Annotated in this window: 19 protein-coding genes; 8 read left to right on the forward strand and 11 right to left on the reverse strand. The window is 65.2% G+C overall.

Annotation, left to right across the window (positions count from 1 at the left end):
- Positions 1 to 16 precede the first annotated feature (16 nt).
- Positions 17 to 898, forward strand: coding sequence for a 3-hydroxybutyryl-CoA dehydrogenase (locus AO398_RS17120; protein ID WP_058193323.1), 882 nt, complete (start codon positions 17 to 19; stop codon positions 896 to 898).
- 60 nt (positions 899 to 958) lie between these two features.
- Here the strand turns inward: AO398_RS17120 and AO398_RS17125 are convergent, their stop codons facing one another.
- The 4 genes from AO398_RS17125 to upp all read right to left on the reverse strand — a co-directional run bounded on the left by AO398_RS17125 (position 959) and on the right by upp (position 4,516).
- On the reverse strand, positions 959 to 1,264 hold the full coding sequence (locus AO398_RS17125; RefSeq protein ID WP_058193324.1) for a hypothetical protein: 306 nt from the start codon (positions 1,262 to 1,264) through the stop codon (positions 959 to 961).
- Between the two features lie 98 nt (positions 1,265 to 1,362).
- Positions 1,363 to 2,376 (reverse strand): NAD(P)H-quinone oxidoreductase, encoded by a 1,014-nt coding sequence (locus AO398_RS17130; RefSeq protein ID WP_058193325.1) that lies wholly within the window; start codon positions 2,374 to 2,376, stop codon positions 1,363 to 1,365.
- 105 nt (positions 2,377 to 2,481) lie between these two features.
- Complete coding sequence (locus tag AO398_RS17135) at positions 2,482 to 3,720, reverse strand: ABC transporter substrate-binding protein (RefSeq protein ID WP_058193326.1); 1,239 nt, start codon at positions 3,718 to 3,720, stop codon at positions 2,482 to 2,484.
- Between the two features lie 160 nt (positions 3,721 to 3,880).
- Entirely contained in the window at positions 3,881 to 4,516 is a 636-nt protein-coding gene (gene upp, locus AO398_RS17140; protein ID WP_058193327.1) for a uracil phosphoribosyltransferase, read from the reverse strand.
- 566 nt (positions 4,517 to 5,082) lie between these two features.
- Here upp and AO398_RS17145 point away from each other — a divergent pair.
- Positions 5,083 to 6,774: a methyl-accepting chemotaxis protein gene (locus AO398_RS17145; RefSeq protein ID WP_058193328.1), complete on the forward strand. Its 1,692-nt coding sequence runs from the start codon at positions 5,083 to 5,085 to the stop codon at positions 6,772 to 6,774.
- 52 nt (positions 6,775 to 6,826) lie between these two features.
- On the opposite strand, the gene AO398_RS17150 is transcribed toward AO398_RS17145, so the two are convergent.
- Positions 6,827 to 7,288, reverse strand: coding sequence for a DUF2852 domain-containing protein (locus AO398_RS17150; RefSeq protein WP_058193329.1), 462 nt, complete (start codon positions 7,286 to 7,288; stop codon positions 6,827 to 6,829).
- A 57-nt stretch (positions 7,289 to 7,345) separates the two neighbouring features.
- On the reverse strand, positions 7,346 to 7,993 hold the full coding sequence (locus tag AO398_RS17155; protein WP_058193330.1) for a TetR/AcrR family transcriptional regulator: 648 nt from the start codon (positions 7,991 to 7,993) through the stop codon (positions 7,346 to 7,348).
- Positions 7,994 to 8,256: 263 nt separating this feature from the next.
- Between AO398_RS17155 and AO398_RS17160 the strand changes: the two genes are divergently transcribed.
- The 3 genes from AO398_RS17160 (at position 8,257) to AO398_RS17170 (ending at position 10,382) form a co-directional block, all read left to right on the forward strand.
- Positions 8,257 to 8,553, forward strand: a complete 297-nt coding sequence (locus AO398_RS17160) for a hypothetical protein (protein ID WP_058193331.1) — start codon at positions 8,257 to 8,259, stop codon at positions 8,551 to 8,553.
- Between the two features lie 123 nt (positions 8,554 to 8,676).
- Positions 8,677 to 9,069: a thioredoxin family protein gene (locus AO398_RS17165; RefSeq protein ID WP_058193332.1), complete on the forward strand. Its 393-nt coding sequence runs from the start codon at positions 8,677 to 8,679 to the stop codon at positions 9,067 to 9,069.
- A 140-nt stretch (positions 9,070 to 9,209) separates the two neighbouring features.
- The gene (locus AO398_RS17170; RefSeq protein WP_058193333.1) at positions 9,210 to 10,382 is read left to right on the forward strand and encodes a glycosyltransferase; all 1,173 of its coding nucleotides are present in this window, start codon (positions 9,210 to 9,212) and stop codon (positions 10,380 to 10,382) included.
- 5 nt (positions 10,383 to 10,387) lie between these two features.
- Here the strand turns inward: AO398_RS17170 and AO398_RS17175 are convergent, their stop codons facing one another.
- The 3 genes from AO398_RS17175 to AO398_RS17185 all read right to left on the reverse strand — a co-directional run bounded on the left by AO398_RS17175 (position 10,388) and on the right by AO398_RS17185 (position 13,838).
- Positions 10,388 to 11,344, reverse strand: coding sequence for a helix-turn-helix domain-containing protein (locus AO398_RS17175; RefSeq protein WP_058193477.1), 957 nt, complete (start codon positions 11,342 to 11,344; stop codon positions 10,388 to 10,390).
- A 223-nt stretch (positions 11,345 to 11,567) separates the two neighbouring features.
- On the reverse strand, positions 11,568 to 12,524 hold the full coding sequence (locus AO398_RS17180; protein ID WP_058193334.1) for a helix-turn-helix domain-containing protein: 957 nt from the start codon (positions 12,522 to 12,524) through the stop codon (positions 11,568 to 11,570).
- Between the two features lie 537 nt (positions 12,525 to 13,061).
- A complete protein-coding gene (locus tag AO398_RS17185) occupies positions 13,062 to 13,838 on the reverse strand; it encodes a zinc-ribbon domain-containing protein (RefSeq protein WP_058193335.1) in 777 nt (258 codons plus the stop codon).
- 198 nt (positions 13,839 to 14,036) lie between these two features.
- On the opposite strand from AO398_RS17185, the gene ftsE reads away from it, so the two are divergent.
- From ftsE to AO398_RS17200, 3 genes are all read left to right on the forward strand, one after another.
- Positions 14,037 to 14,729 (forward strand): cell division ATP-binding protein FtsE, encoded by a 693-nt coding sequence (gene ftsE / locus AO398_RS17190; protein WP_058193336.1) that lies wholly within the window; start codon positions 14,037 to 14,039, stop codon positions 14,727 to 14,729.
- Positions 14,726 to 15,694 (forward strand): hypothetical protein, encoded by a 969-nt coding sequence (locus tag AO398_RS17195; RefSeq protein WP_058193337.1) that lies wholly within the window; start codon positions 14,726 to 14,728, stop codon positions 15,692 to 15,694. The genes ftsE and AO398_RS17195 overlap by 4 nt, the downstream gene beginning before the upstream one ends.
- Before the next feature lie 152 nt (positions 15,695 to 15,846).
- Positions 15,847 to 16,629: a YdcF family protein gene (locus AO398_RS17200; RefSeq protein WP_058193478.1), complete on the forward strand. Its 783-nt coding sequence runs from the start codon at positions 15,847 to 15,849 to the stop codon at positions 16,627 to 16,629.
- 46 nt (positions 16,630 to 16,675) lie between these two features.
- On the opposite strand, the gene AO398_RS17205 is transcribed toward AO398_RS17200, so the two are convergent.
- On the reverse strand, positions 16,676 to 17,002 hold the full coding sequence (locus AO398_RS17205) for a hypothetical protein (protein ID WP_058193338.1): 327 nt from the start codon (positions 17,000 to 17,002) through the stop codon (positions 16,676 to 16,678).
- Complete coding sequence (ptsN, locus tag AO398_RS17210) at positions 17,002 to 17,469, reverse strand: PTS IIA-like nitrogen regulatory protein PtsN (protein WP_058193339.1); 468 nt, start codon at positions 17,467 to 17,469, stop codon at positions 17,002 to 17,004. Before ptsN ends, AO398_RS17205 begins: the two co-directional genes overlap by 1 nt.
- Positions 17,470 to 17,599: the final 130 nt, after the last annotated feature.

The following is a 17,599-nucleotide window of genomic DNA, read 5'->3' on the forward strand; positions in this document are numbered from 1 at the left end:
GGGCACGGGTCGACAGATGGACATGGAGATCAAGCGGGTCGGCATCATCGGCGCAGGCCAGATGGGGAGCGGCATCGCGCAGGTCTGCGCTACCGCGGGTCTCGACGTGCTACTGAACGACCGGGATCCGAATCGTCTGAATAACGGTTTGGCGTTGGTCGATGGCGGCCTTTCGCGCCTGGTCTCGAAGGGCACCATCGAGGAGAACGAGAGCCGGGACATCCGGTCTCGTATCAAGCCGGCCCACAGCTTCGCGGATCTTGGACCGGCCGATCTGGTGATTGAAGCGGCCACCGAGAACGAGGCGACCAAGCGCGAGATCTTCTCCAGCCTCTGCGCGTCGCTGCGCCCCGACGCAATCGTGGCGACCAACACCTCGTCGATCTCGATCACGCGGCTCGCCGCGGCGACCGACCGGCCGGAGCGGTTCATCGGCATCCACTTCATGAACCCGGTGCCGGTCATGCAACTCGTGGAGCTGATCCGCGGCATCGCCACCGAGGATTCGACTTACGAATCGGCCAAGGCCTTCATCGCCAAGCTCGGCAAGATCTCGACGATGTCGGAGGATTTCCCGGCCTTTATCGTCAACCGCATCCTGCTGCCGATGATCAACGAGGCGATCTACACGCTCTACGAGGGGGTCGGGTCGGTCGAATCAATCGACACCGCGATGAAGCTCGGGGCGAACCACCCGATGGGTCCGCTGCAGCTCGCCGATTTCATCGGGCTGGATACCTGCCTGTCGGTGATGCAGGTGCTGTACGAAGGGCTCGCCGATTCGAAATACCGGCCCTGCCCGCTGCTGGTGAAGTATGTCGAGGCCGGCTGGCTCGGCCGGAAGGCGAAGCGCGGCTTCTACGACTATCGTGGGCCGACACCGATACCGACGCGCTAGGCGCCGGCACAGGTCGATCGTCAGACGGGACGGCGCCGAGCGCCGTCCCAAATTGAGAAATTACTTCGCCGTGCCGCCATTCGCGTTCGGCTGAGCCGGTTGCGGGGTGGACGGATTGCCGACCGGGACCGCGCTGCTGTTCGAAGGCGTTGCGCCCCCGGATTGGCCGTTGACCGAGCCGGTCACTTCGCGCCGCGAAGCATCCTGACTCTGGCTGGCGTAATCCTTCGGTGCGTTGGCGCCGTTCCAGGTCAACAGACCCACCGTGGCGATCGCCAGCAGGACGAGGCTACCGACCAGGACCCACAACACGGGCTTGCCGCGCTCGCCCTGTCGGCTCTCCTGCGGGTTCAGTTTCTCGGCCATATCCAGTTTCTCCCGCCCGAACGCGACGCGCGCGACACGATTTCGTTACCGGCCGCCAACGCGGCGTCGCCGAGACGGGTTCCTGCCGATCGCTGAGGTTAGCGACCGGTGGTGAGCAGGATCTTGCCAAGATGGGCGCTCGATTCCATCAGCGCGTGGGCTTTCTGAACCTGTTCCAGCGGAAAGGTAGCGTGGGTGACGGAGCGGATCCGCCCGGCCTCAAGCTCCGGCCAGACATCCCTGCGCAGGCCTTCGGCGATCGCAGCCTTGTCGGCCTTCGGGCGGGGGCGCAGGGTCGATCCCGTGAAGGTCAGGCGGTTGCGCATGATCGGGGTGATGTTCAGGCCGTCGACCTTATAACCACCCATCAGGGCGATCATGACGAGACGGCCGTCCGGCGCCAGCGACTTGAGATTGCGGGCGAGGTAGCTCGCGCCGATCATGTCGAGGATGACGTCGACGCCGCGTCCCTCGGTCAGGCGCTTGATCTCCTCGGCGAAGTCGGCTTGCTTGTAGTCGATCGCCGCCTCGGCTCCGAGCTCTTTACAGAACCTGCATTTCTCGGCCGAGCCTGCGGTGGCGAACACTCGGGCGCCGACATGCTTGGCGATCTGTATCGCCGTAGCACCGATGCCGCTCGACCCGCCATGAACCAGGAAGCTCTCGCCCTCGGTGAGGCGACCGCGCTGGACCACGTTGGAGTAGACCGTGAAGAAGGTCTCGGGCAGCCCCGCAGCATCGACCAACGAAAGCGCCTTCGGGCGAGGCAGGCAGTGTGATGCCTCGGCGACGGCGAATTCAGCGTAGCCGCCGCTGATCACCAGGGCGCAAACCTCATCGCCGACCGCGAGACCCTCGACCCCCTCCCCCAGCGCGGCGATCCGGCCTGCAACCTCGAGGCCGGGGATCTCGGTGGCGCCGGGCGGGGGCGGATACAGGCCGGCGCGCTGCATCACATCCGGACGGTTCACACCGGCGGCGACCACCGCGATCAGCACCTGTCCCGGTCCCGGGCTCGGAAGCGGCGCAGTCTCGACCGCGATCACCTCCGGACCGCCAGGCCCCGTGAAATGGATCCGACGCATGGTTTCGGGCAGGGCGGGGCTGGCCATCGAAGGGTCCTTCACGCGTGCTTTGTCCGGGCCGTGTTCGAAGGCGCGGTCCGGCTGTACTTGCGGCAACGAGGGCGCTTGGCAAGCGCACGCTCGGGGTTGGGCCTAGCGTACCGCCGCCTTCACGGCCGGGGGCAGAACGATCTTGCCCTGGGCAAGGCTGGTCGGCCAGATCGCCACCTGCTTGCCGTCCTGCCACTGCGCCATCAGGCCGGTGACGAAGCCCGTCCCGTATTTGATCGAATGGGTGAAAGGATCGTCCTTGCCGTAGAACTGCGTGCGACCGACCGTGCCGACCCAGTCGGTCTTCTCCAAGGCGTCCACCAGCTTGTCGGCTTCCGTGGACCCGGCGCGCTTCACCGCATCGGCGGTGTAGTAGACCTGATCGTAGGCCATGTAGCCCGCGTAGGAGGGATCGCTCCCGAAGCGCTTCTTGAAGGCCTCGCTGAAGGCCAGCGACTTATCTGTGATCGCGGCGCCTGGCACCGCGATACTCTGGAAGATCACCCCCTGGGTCGCACCGTTCGTGTTGGCCCAGAAAGTCGAGGAGGTCGCCTGCGAATTCATCCCGGTCATGGCGAGCGGCACTTGCTGGTTACGCCACTGCACCGTGGGCTGCACGCCGACATGCGAAATGCCGGTGACGATCAGGTCGGGCTTTGCCGCCTCGATCTTGTTGTAGATCGGGGTGAAATCACCCGTGTCCGGCGAGAACCGGATGTGGTCGACGACCTTCACACCAATTTCAGGCAGGCACTTCTCGTACCCGACGTCGAGCGGCCGGGTCCAGGCCGCGTCCTCGCTCATGATCGCGGCGGTCTTCACCTTCATCAGGTCGAGGAGCATGTCCCTGGTCGAGTCGCAGATCGACTGCGCCAGAGCCGCGGACGTCAGGTATCCATGGAAGGTGTACTTGTTGCGTGTGTAATCCTTATGGACCGCAAGACTAATCTCGTTGGAGGCGGCGCCCGGGGTAATCATAGGGGTCTTGAGCCGGGCCGACCACGGCATCAAGGCCAGCACAACTTCGGATATGTAGCTGGCGATGACCAGATGGACCTTGTCCTCGCTGACCGCACGCTGGAACGCCCGGACGGCGTCGGAAGCCGAACTTTTGTCGTCGTAGGAGACCACTTGAATCTGGCGGCCGTCGACGCCGCCCTTGGCATTGATCTCGTCGGCGGCGAGCTGAACTGCCTGCGGGATCGAGGCACCGACCACCGATTGCGCTTCGGCGATTACACCGATCCGGATCGGGTCCGCCGCTTGCACCGGTCCTGCGGCCAGCAGGCCGGCCGCCAGCAAGGCCAAAGCTTGTCGTGTGGGGCTGCGATCCATCGCCATGCTGTTTCCTCCTCCGGGCCGTGCGGCTTTTGACGCCGCATCGGGGGTCGGACGATTTTTGTAGCATTCGACGAGCTGAATACAATGTGCATCCGGCCGGCGTGCATGACACAGGCCTGATGTTCGATCGAAGTGCCGATGGCGTGAGCAGACAGTCAGTTCACCGCGTGCCGTACATGCGATCCCCGGCATCGCCGAGACCCGGCACGATGTAGCCATGGTCGTTCAGGTGGCTATCGATCGCCGCCGTCCAGATCGGGACGTCGGGATGGGCAGCCTGGAACTTGGCCAAGCCCTCCGGCGCGGCCAGCAGGCAGACGAATCGCAGATCTGAAGCGCCCCTGGCCTTCAACCGGTCGAGGGCCGCGATCGCGGAGTTCGCGGTTGCGAGCATCGGATCGAGCACCAGCACGGTCCGGTCGGCCAGATCGGAGGGGGCTTTGAAGTAATATTCGACCGCCTCGAGGGACTCGGGATCGCGGTAGAGTCCGACATGAGCGACCCGCGCTGAGGGAACCAGCGACAGCATGCCGTCGAGGAAACCGACGCCGGCTCGCAGGATTGGAGCGAGGACCAGTTTTTTGCCCTGGATCTGCCGCCCCTCCATCGGCTGAATCGGCGTCTCAATGGTGACCGGCTCCAGAGGCAGATCCCGCGTCACCTCGTAGGCGAGCAGCATACCGATCTCGTTCAGAAGCTGACGAAATCCCTTGGTCGACCGATTCTTATCCCGAAGATAGGTGAGCTTGTGCTGCACCAGCGGGTGATCGACCACCGTGACCCGACCCATCGGCATCGCACGTCCCTCAAACTCGAAAGGGCAGGAATGCCGGAGTGGGAGCCGGGGCGCAACGGAACGCCCCACCAATACGTGTATTCGAATCTGTGGCCCCCTCGGTACGCGCATGTAGCCGGCGATCGCAAATCCTCGATGTGTCACCGTCCTAGCTCAGCTTGAAAGGCGTGGCGGAATTCGGGGCATCACCTCACTGAGGGGCTGATCAATCTCCAATGCCGCCGATCACGGAAAAATGACAGTATGCCGCTCACGCTCCTGGCGGATTCAACCGATAGCAAACGAACGGAAAGACGAACCATTCTCGCAGTTGAAGCAGCAAAAAATCTTTTTGCATCAGTAATAATAGATTTTTATTCCAAAATACGACATGAATAATTAGTTTTTAAAGCATTAATTGGCATAAATATGGCATATATTACCAGCAAATAAGGAATTTTAATCTCAATTTAAGACATATTTTCTGCATATGCGTCCTAGGATCGTATGGTCACAATGATTATCTTCTTTCCAGGCGGACCTTCGGGCTGCTAATGGGCGCATCCATTATGAACTCGGCCAAAGCCATGCGTCTCGCAATTTCTCTCAAAACGACGCTCGCGACGATCTTCGGGTTGTTCGCTTTGCTCGCAGCAGGTCAAGGCGGCTTGTCGATCATCGAACTGGCCGACATCCGGCATTCGATGACCGAAGTCGCGACCAATTGGCTGCCGTCGATGACGCGGATCAACGAAGTCGAGATCGCGGCCTCTGAGGTGCGCATCAAGCAATTTCGCCTGATGACCCTCGCCAACGATGCCGACCATCTTCGGGTCGGCGAGGCTCAGGTCGCAATGACGCTCACACAACTCGGCGAGCGTCGCAGGTCCTATGAGCATCTGATTTCGAGCCCCGAGGAACGGGCGCTGTATGACGCGTTCACCGCGGAGTGGGTCCGTTATGAGCAGGTGGACGGCGAAATGCGACGCCTGATCGCCGCCGGCAAGCAAGCGGACGCACTCGTGCTGCTCACGGGCTCCGATACGGTCAAGCTCTACGATGACGCCCGCGCCGCGCTTTCGCGCCTCGTCGTCTTCAACGCGCGGAACGCTACTCAGGAAGTCGGCAATGCAGTGGAGCGGGCCAACACGGCATCCGCCGCCGCCTGGAGCAGCGGGATCCTCTCCGTGCTCGCGGCGCTGGCCGCGGCGGCATTCTCCCTGCTGCGAATCTCGCGTCCGATCCAACGGATGACCGCTGTCATGTCTCGGCTCGCTGCCGGTGAGACGGGCGTGACGGTGCCGGCCCGGGACCGGCGCGATGAGATTGGCGCCATGGCGGCGGCCGTCGAAGTGTTCAAAGACAACCTGATCCGGAATCGGGCTCTTGAGGTAGAGACCGCTCAGGCGCGGGCTGCCGCCGAGGAGCAGCGGAAGGCCGGTATGCGCCAGATGGCCGACAGCTTCGAGCAGGCGGTCGGCGGCATCATCGGCATGGTGTCGTCATCGGCCACGGAACTGCAAGCCACGGCCGGTGCGATGTCGGCCATGGCGGGAGAGACATCCGCGCAGTCCGGTGCGGTGGCGGCCGCAGCGGAAGAAGCAGCCAGCAACGTCAACACCGTGGCCGCCGCAGCCGAGGAACTCGGCTCCTCGGTCCAAGAGATCGGCCGGCAGATGGACAGTTCGGCCAAGCTCGCGCACAGCGCAGTCGATGAGGCGGGACAGACAAGGGCGCTCGTCCACGAGCTAAGCAGTGCCGTGGCCCGCATCGGCGACGTAGTCGGGCTGATCTCGTCGATCGCCGGGCAGACCAATCTCCTGGCGCTGAACGCGACAATCGAGGCTGCACGAGCCGGCGATGCTGGGCGGGGTTTTGCCGTGGTTGCTTCGGAGGTGAAGGCTTTGGCGGAGCAGACCGCCAAGGCGACGGAAGAAATCGCCGGACAGATCGCCCGGGTCCAGGCCTCGACCGGGCAAGCGGTGAATGCGATCGGCTCAATCGCCGCGCGGATCCAAGAAATCAGCACCGTCGCGACCTCGATCGCCGCCGCGGTGGAAGAGCAGGGTGCGGCGACACAGGAAATCGTCCGGAACGTCGGTCAGGCGGCCCAGGGGACTGGCGAGGTGACCAGCAACATCTCCGGCGTCGCGGACTCCGCCGAGGAGACCGGACGGTCGGCGACCCAGGTTCTCGATGCGGCCTCGGAACTGTCGCGCCAGTCTGAGCACCTGAGCGCCGAAGTCTCCCGCTTCCTCGAAACGGTCCGCGCGGCCTGAAGGAACAGCGACGGGGCCCAGCCGTCCGGCCGGGTCCCGTCGCCGAGACGGATCAAGCGGTGTAAGAGCCACCCTCACCACGACGCTTGGCCATGAAGGCATCAAACTGCTCGCGGTCCTTGGCCCGCTTCAGCTCCTCGACGAACTCCGCGAAGGCACGGCTCTCGTCTTCCAGGGCCTTCCGCTGAGCCTCGAGCCGGTCGAGTTCGGCACGTCGATAGGCGTCGAAGGCGGCATTGCCAGTTCCGCCGTAATTGGCCGCTTCGAAGGCCCGGGCGAAGCGCGAGGCCGAGCGGCCGCTGCCTTCAAATCCGGCGACGCCCCGGCGTGCGGCATCACGCATGTCTGCAAAGGCCGGATATCCGGCGATCTTCCATGCCACGAGCGCGAGGCCGACCGGCCACCAGTAGATGAAGCCGACGACGATAGCGCCGATTTCGAGAGAGCGACGAGGAAACGGGCCGGAACGGCAGAGCTTGCCGGTCGCCCAGGGAGATGAGGATTGCGTGGTCACGGCTTGGCTCCGCTGTTCATGTGAACGGAGTTAACATGCGGGTGCCGACGCGGCCTTTCAAGACCGCAGACGTTCGCCGGGCTGTGCCGCCCCATGGACCAAAGCGAGCACGCCCGCACGCAGCAACTCATACTTGTCTGGAAAGCCGGGGCCTCGCGGCAGGTGCCCAGCGGCTGCGAGGGTCGCAATGCCGTGAGCCAACGCCCAGACTTCGAGGGCGATGAAACGGGGTCCAACGCCGCCGAACCCATCGGCGAAGGTCGCTTGAAGCGCTTCGACCAGAAGGTCGAAGGGGGACGGCCTCCCCGGAGGCGACTCGGCCCCCGTCGGCTCGGCGGGTAAGCCGCGGGTCTCGAAGATCGCCGCGTAATAGGCCGGCTCCTCTTCGGCAAAAGCCAGGTAGGCTTCGCCCATACGGGTAAAGCGTTCGAGTGGCGTCCCCCGGGAGGTCAGCGCCCGCGCTAGACGGGCGGCGAGTTCCGCGAAGCCACGCCCGGCCAACTCCTCCAGCAGCGCTTCGCGGCCACGGAAGTGGCGGTACAAAGCCGCTGGCGTCACCCCGACTAGGCGAGCCGCATCCACCAGGGCAAAGCCGCCGATCCCGCGCTCGGCGATGAACCGGCTGGCGGCCTCGATCAGGGCCTCCTTGAGGTTCCCGTGGTGGTAGCTTCGTCGGTCGCCCGGTCCGTCTCGCCAGGGTCGCAAAATCTCATGTCCTCAGCACACGCGCAGGCATTACGAGCGAAGCACGACGTTTGTTGCGGTCGCGAACGGGGGGTCGACTGCTTGACCCCCTGTAGAGCCTCTTACAAAACTCCCGCTGCGCCGTGCTGTGCCGGGCGAAACTCTCTGGGGACAGGAGCTTTGTCATATCCTCCCCAAGGTGGAGCGCGATGGGTCGTATCGCGTCGCTCACCGGGGAAACGGCCATCTCGTCAGAGCCTCCGCCATAAGGAAGACCGTTCGGCATGGCGTTCGTGAGTTTGAAAGCGTGGCGGACTCGGTCTGCGGAGCGCGCCGAGATCGCGGCGCGGCTGAAACGGGACCTGATCGCAGCGCTCGGCCTGACAGAAGCCGACGCCCTGGCCGTGAACGAGATCGCCTGCACCGATCCCGGCTGCCCAGACCTGGAGACCATCGTCCTGGTGATGCGGGTCGGGGCGCCGACGCGGGCGCTTCGGATACGGCGTCCAATGGATGCGGTGGATATACAGGACATCGCGGAACTGGTGGAGCAGGATCGCAGAGAGGAAGCCTCTCGATGATGTGACAGGCCGGGGCCGTGCAGCCGACCCATCGCGGCAGCGTTTCCTCCGCATTCGTGTAACGACGCTTGGACGGACGCCGAAGGACGACAAAAGATCGGCGCCATTTGAGGAAACGACCTGATGACGAGCCGTCGCGCGACCCTTGCGCTGGCCTGCCTGGCCCTCGCCACATGCCTGTCTCCGGCTACGGCCGGTGAGACCCTGCCGTTCTCGACAGCCGCCTTTGAGGCGGCGCAGAAAAGCGGCAAGCCAATCCTGGTGGAGGTGAGCGCTCCGTGGTGCCCGATCTGCAAGACCCAGAAGCCGATTCTCGCTCGCCTCGCCGCCGAGCCTCGCTTCAAGGAGCTACAGATCTTCGACATCGATTTCGACAGCCAGAAGGATCTGCTGCGGCGCCTGAACGTGCGCACGCAGAGCACGCTCATCGCCTTCAAGGGCGAGACGGAAACCGGCCGCTCGGTGGGCGAAACGCAGCCTGAATGGATCGAGGGCTTGCTGGAAAAGACGCTCTAAGAGCATCCCCACACACTGCCTTGGTGGGTCAGCATCGGTCGGTAGAAACCTTCCGGCTTCGTTCAGACGGCTTGCGGCATAGCCGGTTCGTCCCGCGGGTCAATTCGTCCGCGGCGGCCGAACGGAGACCGTCCCTGGTGATGAGCACCACCCCGCATACCGCGCGCACGCCAAGCGCGATCGTCGCGATCCCGGTCCGCAACGAAGTCGAACGCATCGAGGCGTGCCTCCGGGCCATCGCCGCGCAGGTCGGACTGACCCCGGGGAGCCTCGGGCTGGTGCTGTTCCTGAACAATTGTACGGACGGGACCGATGCCCTCGTGGCCCGGCTGGTGCCGACCTTGTCCATCCCGGTCCGGATCGTGAGTGAGGATTACTCCGGTGCTCATGCAGGCTGGGCTCGGCGACGCGCCATGGATGCCGCGGCAGCGTGGCTGGGCGAAGCGGGGAATGCGGGGATGATCCTGTCGACGGATGCGGATAGCCGCGTGCCGCCGAACTGGGTCATCTGCAACCGCGCGGCCATTGAGGCCGGCGCCGACGCAGTGGCCGGACGGGTCGAGCTGGATGCCAATGAGGCCGCGCTGCTGCCGCCGTCCCTCCCCGCCCGGGGCCGCCTTGAGGACATCTACGACGCCTTGATCACCGAGGCCGAGGCGCGGATCGATCCGGACCCGCACGATCCCTGGCCCTGCCATCGGACTGCGATCGGCGCGACGCTGGCGGTGACCCGCACGGCCTATCTACAAGTCGGCGGAATGCCGGAAATCCCGCTCGGCGAGGATGGGGCGTTCATTGCGCGGCTGATCCAGCACGGTTTGCGCGTCCGCCATGCCACCGATGTGTGCGTGACTATCTCAGCCCGGCTCACCGGCCGCGCCCCGGGCGGCGTCGCCGACACGATCCGGTCCCGCTGCGAAGAGCCCGACGCCCTGTGCGACGCCCGGATGGAGACGTTCCCTCGGGCGGTACGCCGCTACCTGTGGCGGCGCCGGTTCCGACGCCTGCACGGCAGGGGCAGCCTGCGCGTAAACCAGGCCTGGGCACGCGCCCTCGGGATCGCCCCCGCGGAAGCGACGCGGATTGCCGCGCTCCCACTCGGGCAGGCTATCGCGGAAGCTGAGCGCGTGAGTCCGCGTCTCGTGTACCATCCCATCGGTCCGCGCCAGCTGCCGGGCCAGATCCGTCTGGCGCGAGTGGGCGTCGCGGCGATCCGGCTCCTCCAAGGCGGCGCGGGCTTGGCCCGTTCTGTCATGGGGGCGGCAGCGACACCCGCGCATCCGGTCGCAAGTCCGCCTGGTCGGCGGAACTGACCCTCTCAACCGCCTCCCTGGGACAGGAGGTCCCGGGGCGTGAAGCCGAAGCGCCGACGGAACGCACGGCTGAACGCGGCCGGGTCCGTGAATCCGCAACTCGCCATGATCGACGCGACTCGGGCGCCGGTCTTGCGCATCATCACGATACGATCATGTGCCCGGTCCAGCCGTGCGTCGCGGATCGTGGCCGCGATGCCTTCGCCGCCCGCGAAGGCCGCGTAGAGGCGACTGCGGGAGATCTGCAGCGATGCAGCCAGGGACGCAGGGCCGAAAGCCGTCTCGTGCAGGCGACGCTGGATATGGGACAGGGCCAGCGAGCGTACAGCGTCAACGGATAGCCGGCCGTCGATCGCCCCATGCTGGCCATGGACGATACCGCGTAGGATATGGAGCGCACCTTCGATGGCGATGCCGGTCTCGACTTCCGTCATTCCCGACACCGATGTCGCAAACGCGTCGAGATGGGCCGCCAACAACCCGCGCAGCGGCGTGGCGTTCAGCTTGCTGCCGGTGAGAACCTGTGGGTTGCCGACCTGCTCCATGAAGCTGGCCCGGGGCACGGCCAGCCGGATTTCCTCGTAGCCGTATCGGCTGCCGGCGATCCCGGGCCGGCCGGTGGCATGGAAGGCCACGTCGCCCCTCTGCAGGAGCGCTCCGTTGCTGCCCTGCTCGATGTAGCCCTGACCGGCAGCGACCACCATGATCGCGATCTCGTCGCGCCCGTCTCGACCGATATGGCGCGCAGTACGGTCCACGCCGACCGGCGTGCTCACGGTGCGCAGGATCGTCCCGTGCGCGGAGGGGGCAACCATGCGGCGGGCCGAGAAGGGCGCGTCGGACTCGAACGGAGTGACGTCGACGCCGGTCAAAACCACGTCGCGCCAGAAATCGAAGGAATGCTTCTGCTCAACGGTATCGGTCGTCTGAATGAAGGTCGGGATTTTCGGTTCGACACTCACCGTGCGCTCGCCTTGCAATCCGTAAGCCGGCCCTCCGGGCGCCCGACCCACGATTCAGAATTCCCGGGACAGTGGATCCGCCACCGCGCGCCCGGCGCTCAGGTCCAAGCCATGAGCCGCATGTCGCTGCGCCGGCCCCTTTGCCAAATAGGCTTGGCTTAGCCACGCGCGGTGCCCGACCGTACAGGCGTCCCGCAACCTCACACCCAGCGATCAGATCCACTCAGCCGGCACACTGGGCTAGAAAGTCCCGAGGCGAGAGGCCGAATCGCTGGCGAAAGGCGCGGCTGAAGGCCGCCGGGTCGGTGAAGCCGCAGCCGGCCATGATCGACCCAATCCGGCCTCCGGCCTTCTGCATCATGACGATCCGATCATGAGCGCGATCCAGACGAGCGTCGCGAATCGTGGCCGCGATGCCCTCGCCGCCGGAGAAAGCCGCGTAGAGGCGGCTGCGGGAAACCCTTAAGTCGGCGGCCAGTGCGTCCGGACCGAAGTCTGGATCGTGCAGACGATGCTCGATCCGCGCCAGTGCCAGGGAGCGGAGCGCATTTGCCGACAGGTCGCCGTCTCCGCGTGCGTTCTGGCCGTTGATGATGCCGCGCAACAGGTGAAGGGCGCTTTCGACGGCGATCCCGGTTTCAGCATCCGACATCACCTTGACCGACCCTGCGAAAGCGCAAAGATAGGCGGCGAACAGGTCGTTCAGCGGGCCGGCGGCGAACTTGCGGCCGGCGAAATCATCGACGTTGCCGATATGCGCCAGGAAGGTCGCGCGGGGCACCGCAAGACGGATTTCCTCGAAGTCGGTCAGTCCCCCGCCGCCGCCGGGCCGTCCCCAGGTCTGAAAGCTGATGTCGCCGGCGCCCAGCAGCGCGCCATTGTTGCCTTGCTCGATGTAGCCCCGTCCCCTGATGATCAGCATGATGCCCATATCCTCACGCCCGTCGCCCCGCACGTGATGGGGCTTGCGTTCCAGGCTGTAGGGGCGACTGATCGTGTGGAAGACCGATCCATGGCGGGACGCCGCCACCTTGCGGGAGGCGGAAAAGGGCTGGTCCGAATCAAGTTGAGCCAGTTCCGTCCCTGCCATTACGGTACTGCGCCAATAGTCGAAAGCGTCCTTCGGCCCGACGGAATCGGTCGTTCGGAAAAAGATCGGGATCGTTTTCTTGGCGCTCACGGCTGAGTGGTCCTGCAACCTAGAATTCGCGGACACGCGATTGCTAGCTCGAACAACAACAGACCTAGAGTTTCAGATCCAAGATCAAGAAGCAACACGGCCCACGACGGCCTATGAAAAGAACCCCCACCCTATGAAACGCGCGCCATCAAGCCTTTGAGGCAGATCTGTATGTCATTGTTGAAATTAATTGACGATATTTTTGCTTGATATTCATCAAGCATCATAAAATAGAAACCATTTGAGCTTTGTCGTTCGAGCCCTTCAGGGACGCAACATCGGCAGCATCAATCGGAATGAGTCGAAATTTGTAACTTCTTAATCAGAGGCAATGGACAACATTGAAATCAAATTCGATGGCGCCAAAAAACTTCAGCTCCTCGTGTTAAGGCAATCACTCATCGGCGCAAAGGTTCCGCTTGTTAAACTCATAATTGCCTGAAAAAACCCCTTATAGGCCTAATTAGTTTCAGTAAGAAATCTAATTTTCTTACGAAACATCATCGATCATGAGAAGAGTCCAGTCGCGACAGCTATTCACTGACGATCGACGTCGGCCCGAACTTCGCTGCGTGACGATCCTGCATCCGCGAAGCGCAGCACCACGGCCCGGCCGGATGCTGGGGGGTTCGTCAGGCTGGCGCGGAACCGGGCCGTCTCGGACGTCCCGAGCACAGCCCTGGGCGCAGCCACCGGAAAGGTTCGGATCACGCGGCCGCCAGCATCGCGGATTTCAACGCTCAAGGCCGAGACCGGCACGTCGGTTCGGGCTACGCCGACGAGGTCGCCCTCGATAACGAGTTCAGCAGGCTGGGCGTCCTCGGCAGGATTGCTGAAGGCCACCACGTCGCGAATTTCGATGCCCCGGACATTCACCGGCAGCCCGACACGGGCGAACAGGGCGGCACTCTGTGGAACCAACCGGACCACGCCTGTCCGGGCTAAGCAGAGCAGAGGCAATGCCGCCAGCAGCGTCAGTCCCACGGCCATGGAGGGCGAGAGGCCGGGAAGACCGCGCCAGCCCTTGGCGCGGGTGGCGCGCACGGGAGCCCGGCGCCGTTCGGACAACGGCGCCGACGTCTCAGAGGCGGCTCTGACCGTGGCCGAGGCCTCCTGCCAGACAGCGTCCGTTGCCGGATCGGGCTCCGCCTCACCCTTCTCCGCCAGTTCGGCCTCATGGCCGGCTAGAACGTCGGCGGGGCTAAGGAACCAGGTTTCACGGCAGGCTGCACAACGGACAGAGCGCCCATCCTTGCCAACCTTGCCGGCTTCGATCCGGTACTCGCTCGCGCAGCTCGGGCAGACGATCAGCATACGCGCGCCATTCGTTCCATCGGGGATCGTTTCCGATCGGCAAAGCCGGAGCCGAGCCGCAAAATCAGTTGAGAAACCGTGCCCGAACAGGGTTAAGCGTCTGTGAAATGAGGCTGGCCTTGAAAACGCCTGCCGATCCGGCGATCTCCGAACGATGGATCGGCGAAACCCGGCACGGCTTTGAACCTACAGGCAAGCATGAAGAGCCTGCTGCCCGGCGCGGAACGCCCGGTGGTGCAGTTCGAGAATGTCGGCATGCGTTACGGCCTCGGGCCGGAGGTGCTGTCCGATGTGAGCTTCCGGATCGCGCCGCGCTCATTCCAGTTCCTCACCGGCCCGTCCGGCGCCGGAAAAACGACGCTGCTGCGCCTGATCCTGCTCTCGGTTCGCCCGACTCGGGGCCTCGTCTCGATCTTTGGCGAGGAGGTCAGCGGTATCTCGGCCAAGGCGCTTACGGGCCTGCGGCGGCGGATGGGCGTGGTGTTCCAGGATTTCCGCCTGCTCGACCATCTCACGACCTACGAGAACGTGGCCTTGCCCCTGCGGGTCCAGGGCCGGTCGGAGGCGAGCTACCGGGCCGAGGTGGTCGAGTTGCTGCGTTGGGTCGGCCTTGGCGAACGCATGCACGCGCTGCCGCCGCTTCTGTCCGGCGGAGAGAAGCAGCGCGCCGCCATCGCACGGGCATTGATCGCGAGGCCGGACCTGCTGCTCGCCGACGAGCCCACCGGAAACGTCGATCCGGGTCTCGGGCGACGGCTGCTGCGGCTGTTCCTGGAACTCAATAAGCTCGGAACCTCGGTGATCATCGCGACCCACGATTTTGGGATCATGGACGCCGTCGATGCCCGCCGCATGGTGCTGGGCGAAGGCCGGCTGCGGATCGAGGAATGAGTGCGCCGGTCACCACCCGAGCCCAGGCTGAATCCCCGTTCGGTCCTGCTGATCCGAGCCTGCCGACGAATTTGCGCCGCAACGCCGCCCTGGTCCCTACGGACACCGCGGCCGGGCGTTCGCTCGCGGCGGTCATCGCGATCCTGACCTTCCTGGCCGGTCTTTGCGCAGGCGCCGCCGAGATTGTCGCCACCAATGCCGGGCAGTGGCAGGGCGACGTCGCCCAGGAGGTGACGATCCAAGTGCGGCCCGGCCCCGGCCGGGACGTCGATGCCGACGTGGCCCGGGCCGAGACGATCGCCAAGTCCGAGCCCGGGATCGCCGAGGCGCGGGTCTTCTCCAAAGCGGAGGCTGAGCGGCTTCTGGAGCCGTGGCTGGGCAGCGGCCTCGACCTGTCGGACCTGCCGGTGCCGCGCTTGATCGCCCTTAAGCTCGCCGACAATCGGAGCGCGGACCTGAAGCGCCTGCGCATCCGCCTCACCGAGGCGCTGCCGGGGGTAGCGAGCCTCGACGACCACGCGCTCTGGCTCCAGCGGCTCTCGACCGCGGCCAACGCCTTCGTGGGCATCGGCGTCGGCATGGTGGTGCTGGTGCTGGTCGCTACCGGGCTGGCGGTGACCTTCGCCACGCGCGGCGCCATGGCGGGCAACCGCGAGGTGGTGGAGGTGCTCCATTTCGTCGGCGCCGACGACGACTACATCGCCCGGGCGTTCCAGCGCCGGTTCTTCGGGCTGGGCCTGCGCGGCGGCGCGATCGGGGCCGGGCTGGCGATCCTCGCCTTCGCCATCGCCGGCCTGCTCGCCCGCGCTGCCCGCTCTGGACCAGCCGGCCAGGAGGTCGAAGCCCTGTTCGGCGCCGTCCAGGTCGGGCTGCGGGGCTATGCGAGCGTGATCCTCATCGGGGTGATCGCGTCGGTCGTCACGGGCGTGGTGTCGCGGATCACCGTGCGTCGGTTTCTGTCTTGATCGCGCGATACCATGGGCGCGCGGGGGAAACAGGGGGTCCAGGCAAACCGTTAACGATTGCGAAAGGTTATCGCGGCGGTGTGGATGGGGCCGATACGTCTGCCTCCGGGCCGCCGTATTCGGCGCCGATCCTCCGGAGGATGACCACGCGGATGCAACGCGCACCGGCCCCCTACCCGACCGACGCCCTCGGCTGGGCCTGGAACGAGCGGCCTGTCCCGCGTGGCGCCTCCGTGCTCCCTCGGCGATTGCATCCTCGGCATCGGCTGCTCTGGACGTGCGGCTTCGCTGCGGGTCTCGGCGCCGCAGCGCTGTTCGCTGGTTTCCTGATCTTCGTCGGTGCCCTGGCCCGGCATGAGCGCAGTCCGGCCGACCGGGCGGACGGCATCGTCGCGCTGACCGGTGGAGCACAGCGGATCGGCGATGCGATCGATCTTCTAGCTGGCGGCTACGGGCGCCGGCTACTGATCACCGGGGTCAACGAGCGCACCAGCCGCGACGAGATCGCCCGGTTGAATCCGACCCAGCGCTCCTTGATCGCATGCTGCGTCGATCTCGATTACCGGGCCCGCAACACCATCGGCAACGCCATCGAGACCCGACGCTGGATGCGGGCGCACCGGTTCAATACCGTCGCAGTGGTGACCTCAAACTATCACATGCCGCGCACGCTCATCGAGCTGGACCACGCCCTGCAGGACAGCGACCGAGTCCTACCCCATCCGGTGGTGACCGAGGGCCTCGATGCCGATCGTTGGTGGCAAAGTCCCCCGACGGCCAAACTCCTGGCGTCCGAATATGTAAAATTCCTGGCGAGCTGGGTGCGCACTCGCTTCGAGGACGATCCGGAGCGCTCTCGTGCAGCGATTTTGATCGGCCGCGGCAAACCGGTGAAGATGGTGGCCGAGCCGCTGATGATGCGACGCGTCGATTGATTATATGATGCCGGGCAGGCAATCGGCCTACCGGTCGAACTGGTCCTCAATGCCCGCCGCAGCGTGCCTTGATCGCTGCGGAAAACTCCCGATCCGAACCCTGCACCTGCGCGAGCCGCTGAGCCCGCTCCGAACCTGAGAGGCAGCGGCCATAGACGCTGGCGACCCGACGCATCGTGTCGACGTGGCGGCGCCAGACGCGGCAATTTTTGGCGTCGTCGCCGTCCGCCTGCTCCAGCTGTTCAAGGGCTTGGCGCTGCATCGATTGCGCCACCAGGACATCCCGGCCGCAGGTGGCGTCACCCTGCGCCCAAGCCGAGCCGGACAGGCCAGCCAGGATCACGACCGACACAACGAAGCGGGTCCGCGGCATCAGGCGGCCTGCGGAGCCGTTGAGCGGGTCAGAAGCGCATAGAGCGCGCTGGAATCGCGAGCGGCGCGGATGTGGTTGAGCATGCCCGGCTCGCGCAAAACCCGGGCGACCTGGGCCAGGGCCTTCAAGTGATCGGCCCCAGCTCCTTCCGGGGCCAGAAGCAGGAAAGCGACATCCACCGGTTGGCCATCCAGGGCCTCGAAATCCACCGGCCGGTCGAACCGAGCGAATAAGCCGAAGAGCCGGTCGAGGCCGGGCAATTTGCCATGCGGGATCGCCACGCCCTCACCGATCCCGGTCGAGCCGAGGCGCTCGCGCTGGAGCAGCGTGTCGAAGACCGGCCGCTCGTCGAGCGCCGGTAACCGACGCACGGCCTGCGCCGCAAGCTCCTGAAGCACCTGCTTCTTGGCGCGCGCGCGCAGGGACTGCACGACCGATTCGGGGTCGAGGAATTCCAGAATTGGCATCGATCGACCGTTGCCCCGTTACCCATCCGCGTCGGAACGGGCCTCGTCGCAGGGACGTCTCGCACGACGTCCCCGACTATCAATGGGCCGGGGAACGGGCCGGTTCCGGCTCCGTTCCTTTCGGTCCACA

Source organism: Methylobacterium sp. GXS13 (assembly GCF_001455965.1).
Lineage (GTDB): Bacteria > Pseudomonadota > Alphaproteobacteria > Rhizobiales > Beijerinckiaceae > Methylobacterium.

Excerpts from the sequence above, each read along its gene's own strand:
- ptsN (WP_058193339.1), bottom strand. The coding sequence starts at position 17,469 with ATGCCAATTCTGGAATTCCTCGACCCCGAATCGGTCGTGCAGTCCCTG.
- AO398_RS17170 (WP_058193333.1), top strand. The coding sequence starts at position 9,210 with ATGAGCACCACCCCGCATACCGCGCGCACGCCAAGCGCGATCGTCGCG.
- AO398_RS17145 (WP_058193328.1), top strand. The coding sequence starts at position 5,083 with ATGCGTCTCGCAATTTCTCTCAAAACGACGCTCGCGACGATCTTCGGG.
- AO398_RS17205 (WP_058193338.1), bottom strand. The coding sequence starts at position 17,002 with ATGCCGCGGACCCGCTTCGTTGTGTCGGTCGTGATCCTGGCTGGCCTG.
- ftsE (WP_058193336.1), top strand. The coding sequence starts at position 14,037 with ATGAAGAGCCTGCTGCCCGGCGCGGAACGCCCGGTGGTGCAGTTCGAG.
- AO398_RS17165 (WP_058193332.1), top strand. The coding sequence starts at position 8,677 with ATGACGAGCCGTCGCGCGACCCTTGCGCTGGCCTGCCTGGCCCTCGCC.
- AO398_RS17160 (WP_058193331.1), top strand. The coding sequence starts at position 8,257 with ATGGCGTTCGTGAGTTTGAAAGCGTGGCGGACTCGGTCTGCGGAGCGC.
- AO398_RS17195 (WP_058193337.1), top strand. The coding sequence starts at position 14,726 with ATGAGTGCGCCGGTCACCACCCGAGCCCAGGCTGAATCCCCGTTCGGT.
- upp (WP_058193327.1), bottom strand. The coding sequence starts at position 4,516 with ATGCCGATGGGTCGGGTCACGGTGGTCGATCACCCGCTGGTGCAGCAC.
- AO398_RS17200 (WP_058193478.1), top strand. The coding sequence starts at position 15,847 with ATGCAACGCGCACCGGCCCCCTACCCGACCGACGCCCTCGGCTGGGCC.
- AO398_RS17130 (WP_058193325.1), bottom strand. The coding sequence starts at position 2,376 with ATGGCCAGCCCCGCCCTGCCCGAAACCATGCGTCGGATCCATTTCACG.
- AO398_RS17125 (WP_058193324.1), bottom strand. The coding sequence starts at position 1,264 with ATGGCCGAGAAACTGAACCCGCAGGAGAGCCGACAGGGCGAGCGCGGC.
- AO398_RS17120 (WP_058193323.1), top strand. The coding sequence starts at position 17 with ATGGACATGGAGATCAAGCGGGTCGGCATCATCGGCGCAGGCCAGATG.
- AO398_RS17135 (WP_058193326.1), bottom strand. The coding sequence starts at position 3,720 with ATGGCGATGGATCGCAGCCCCACACGACAAGCTTTGGCCTTGCTGGCG.
- AO398_RS17185 (WP_058193335.1), bottom strand. The coding sequence starts at position 13,838 with ATGCTGATCGTCTGCCCGAGCTGCGCGAGCGAGTACCGGATCGAAGCC.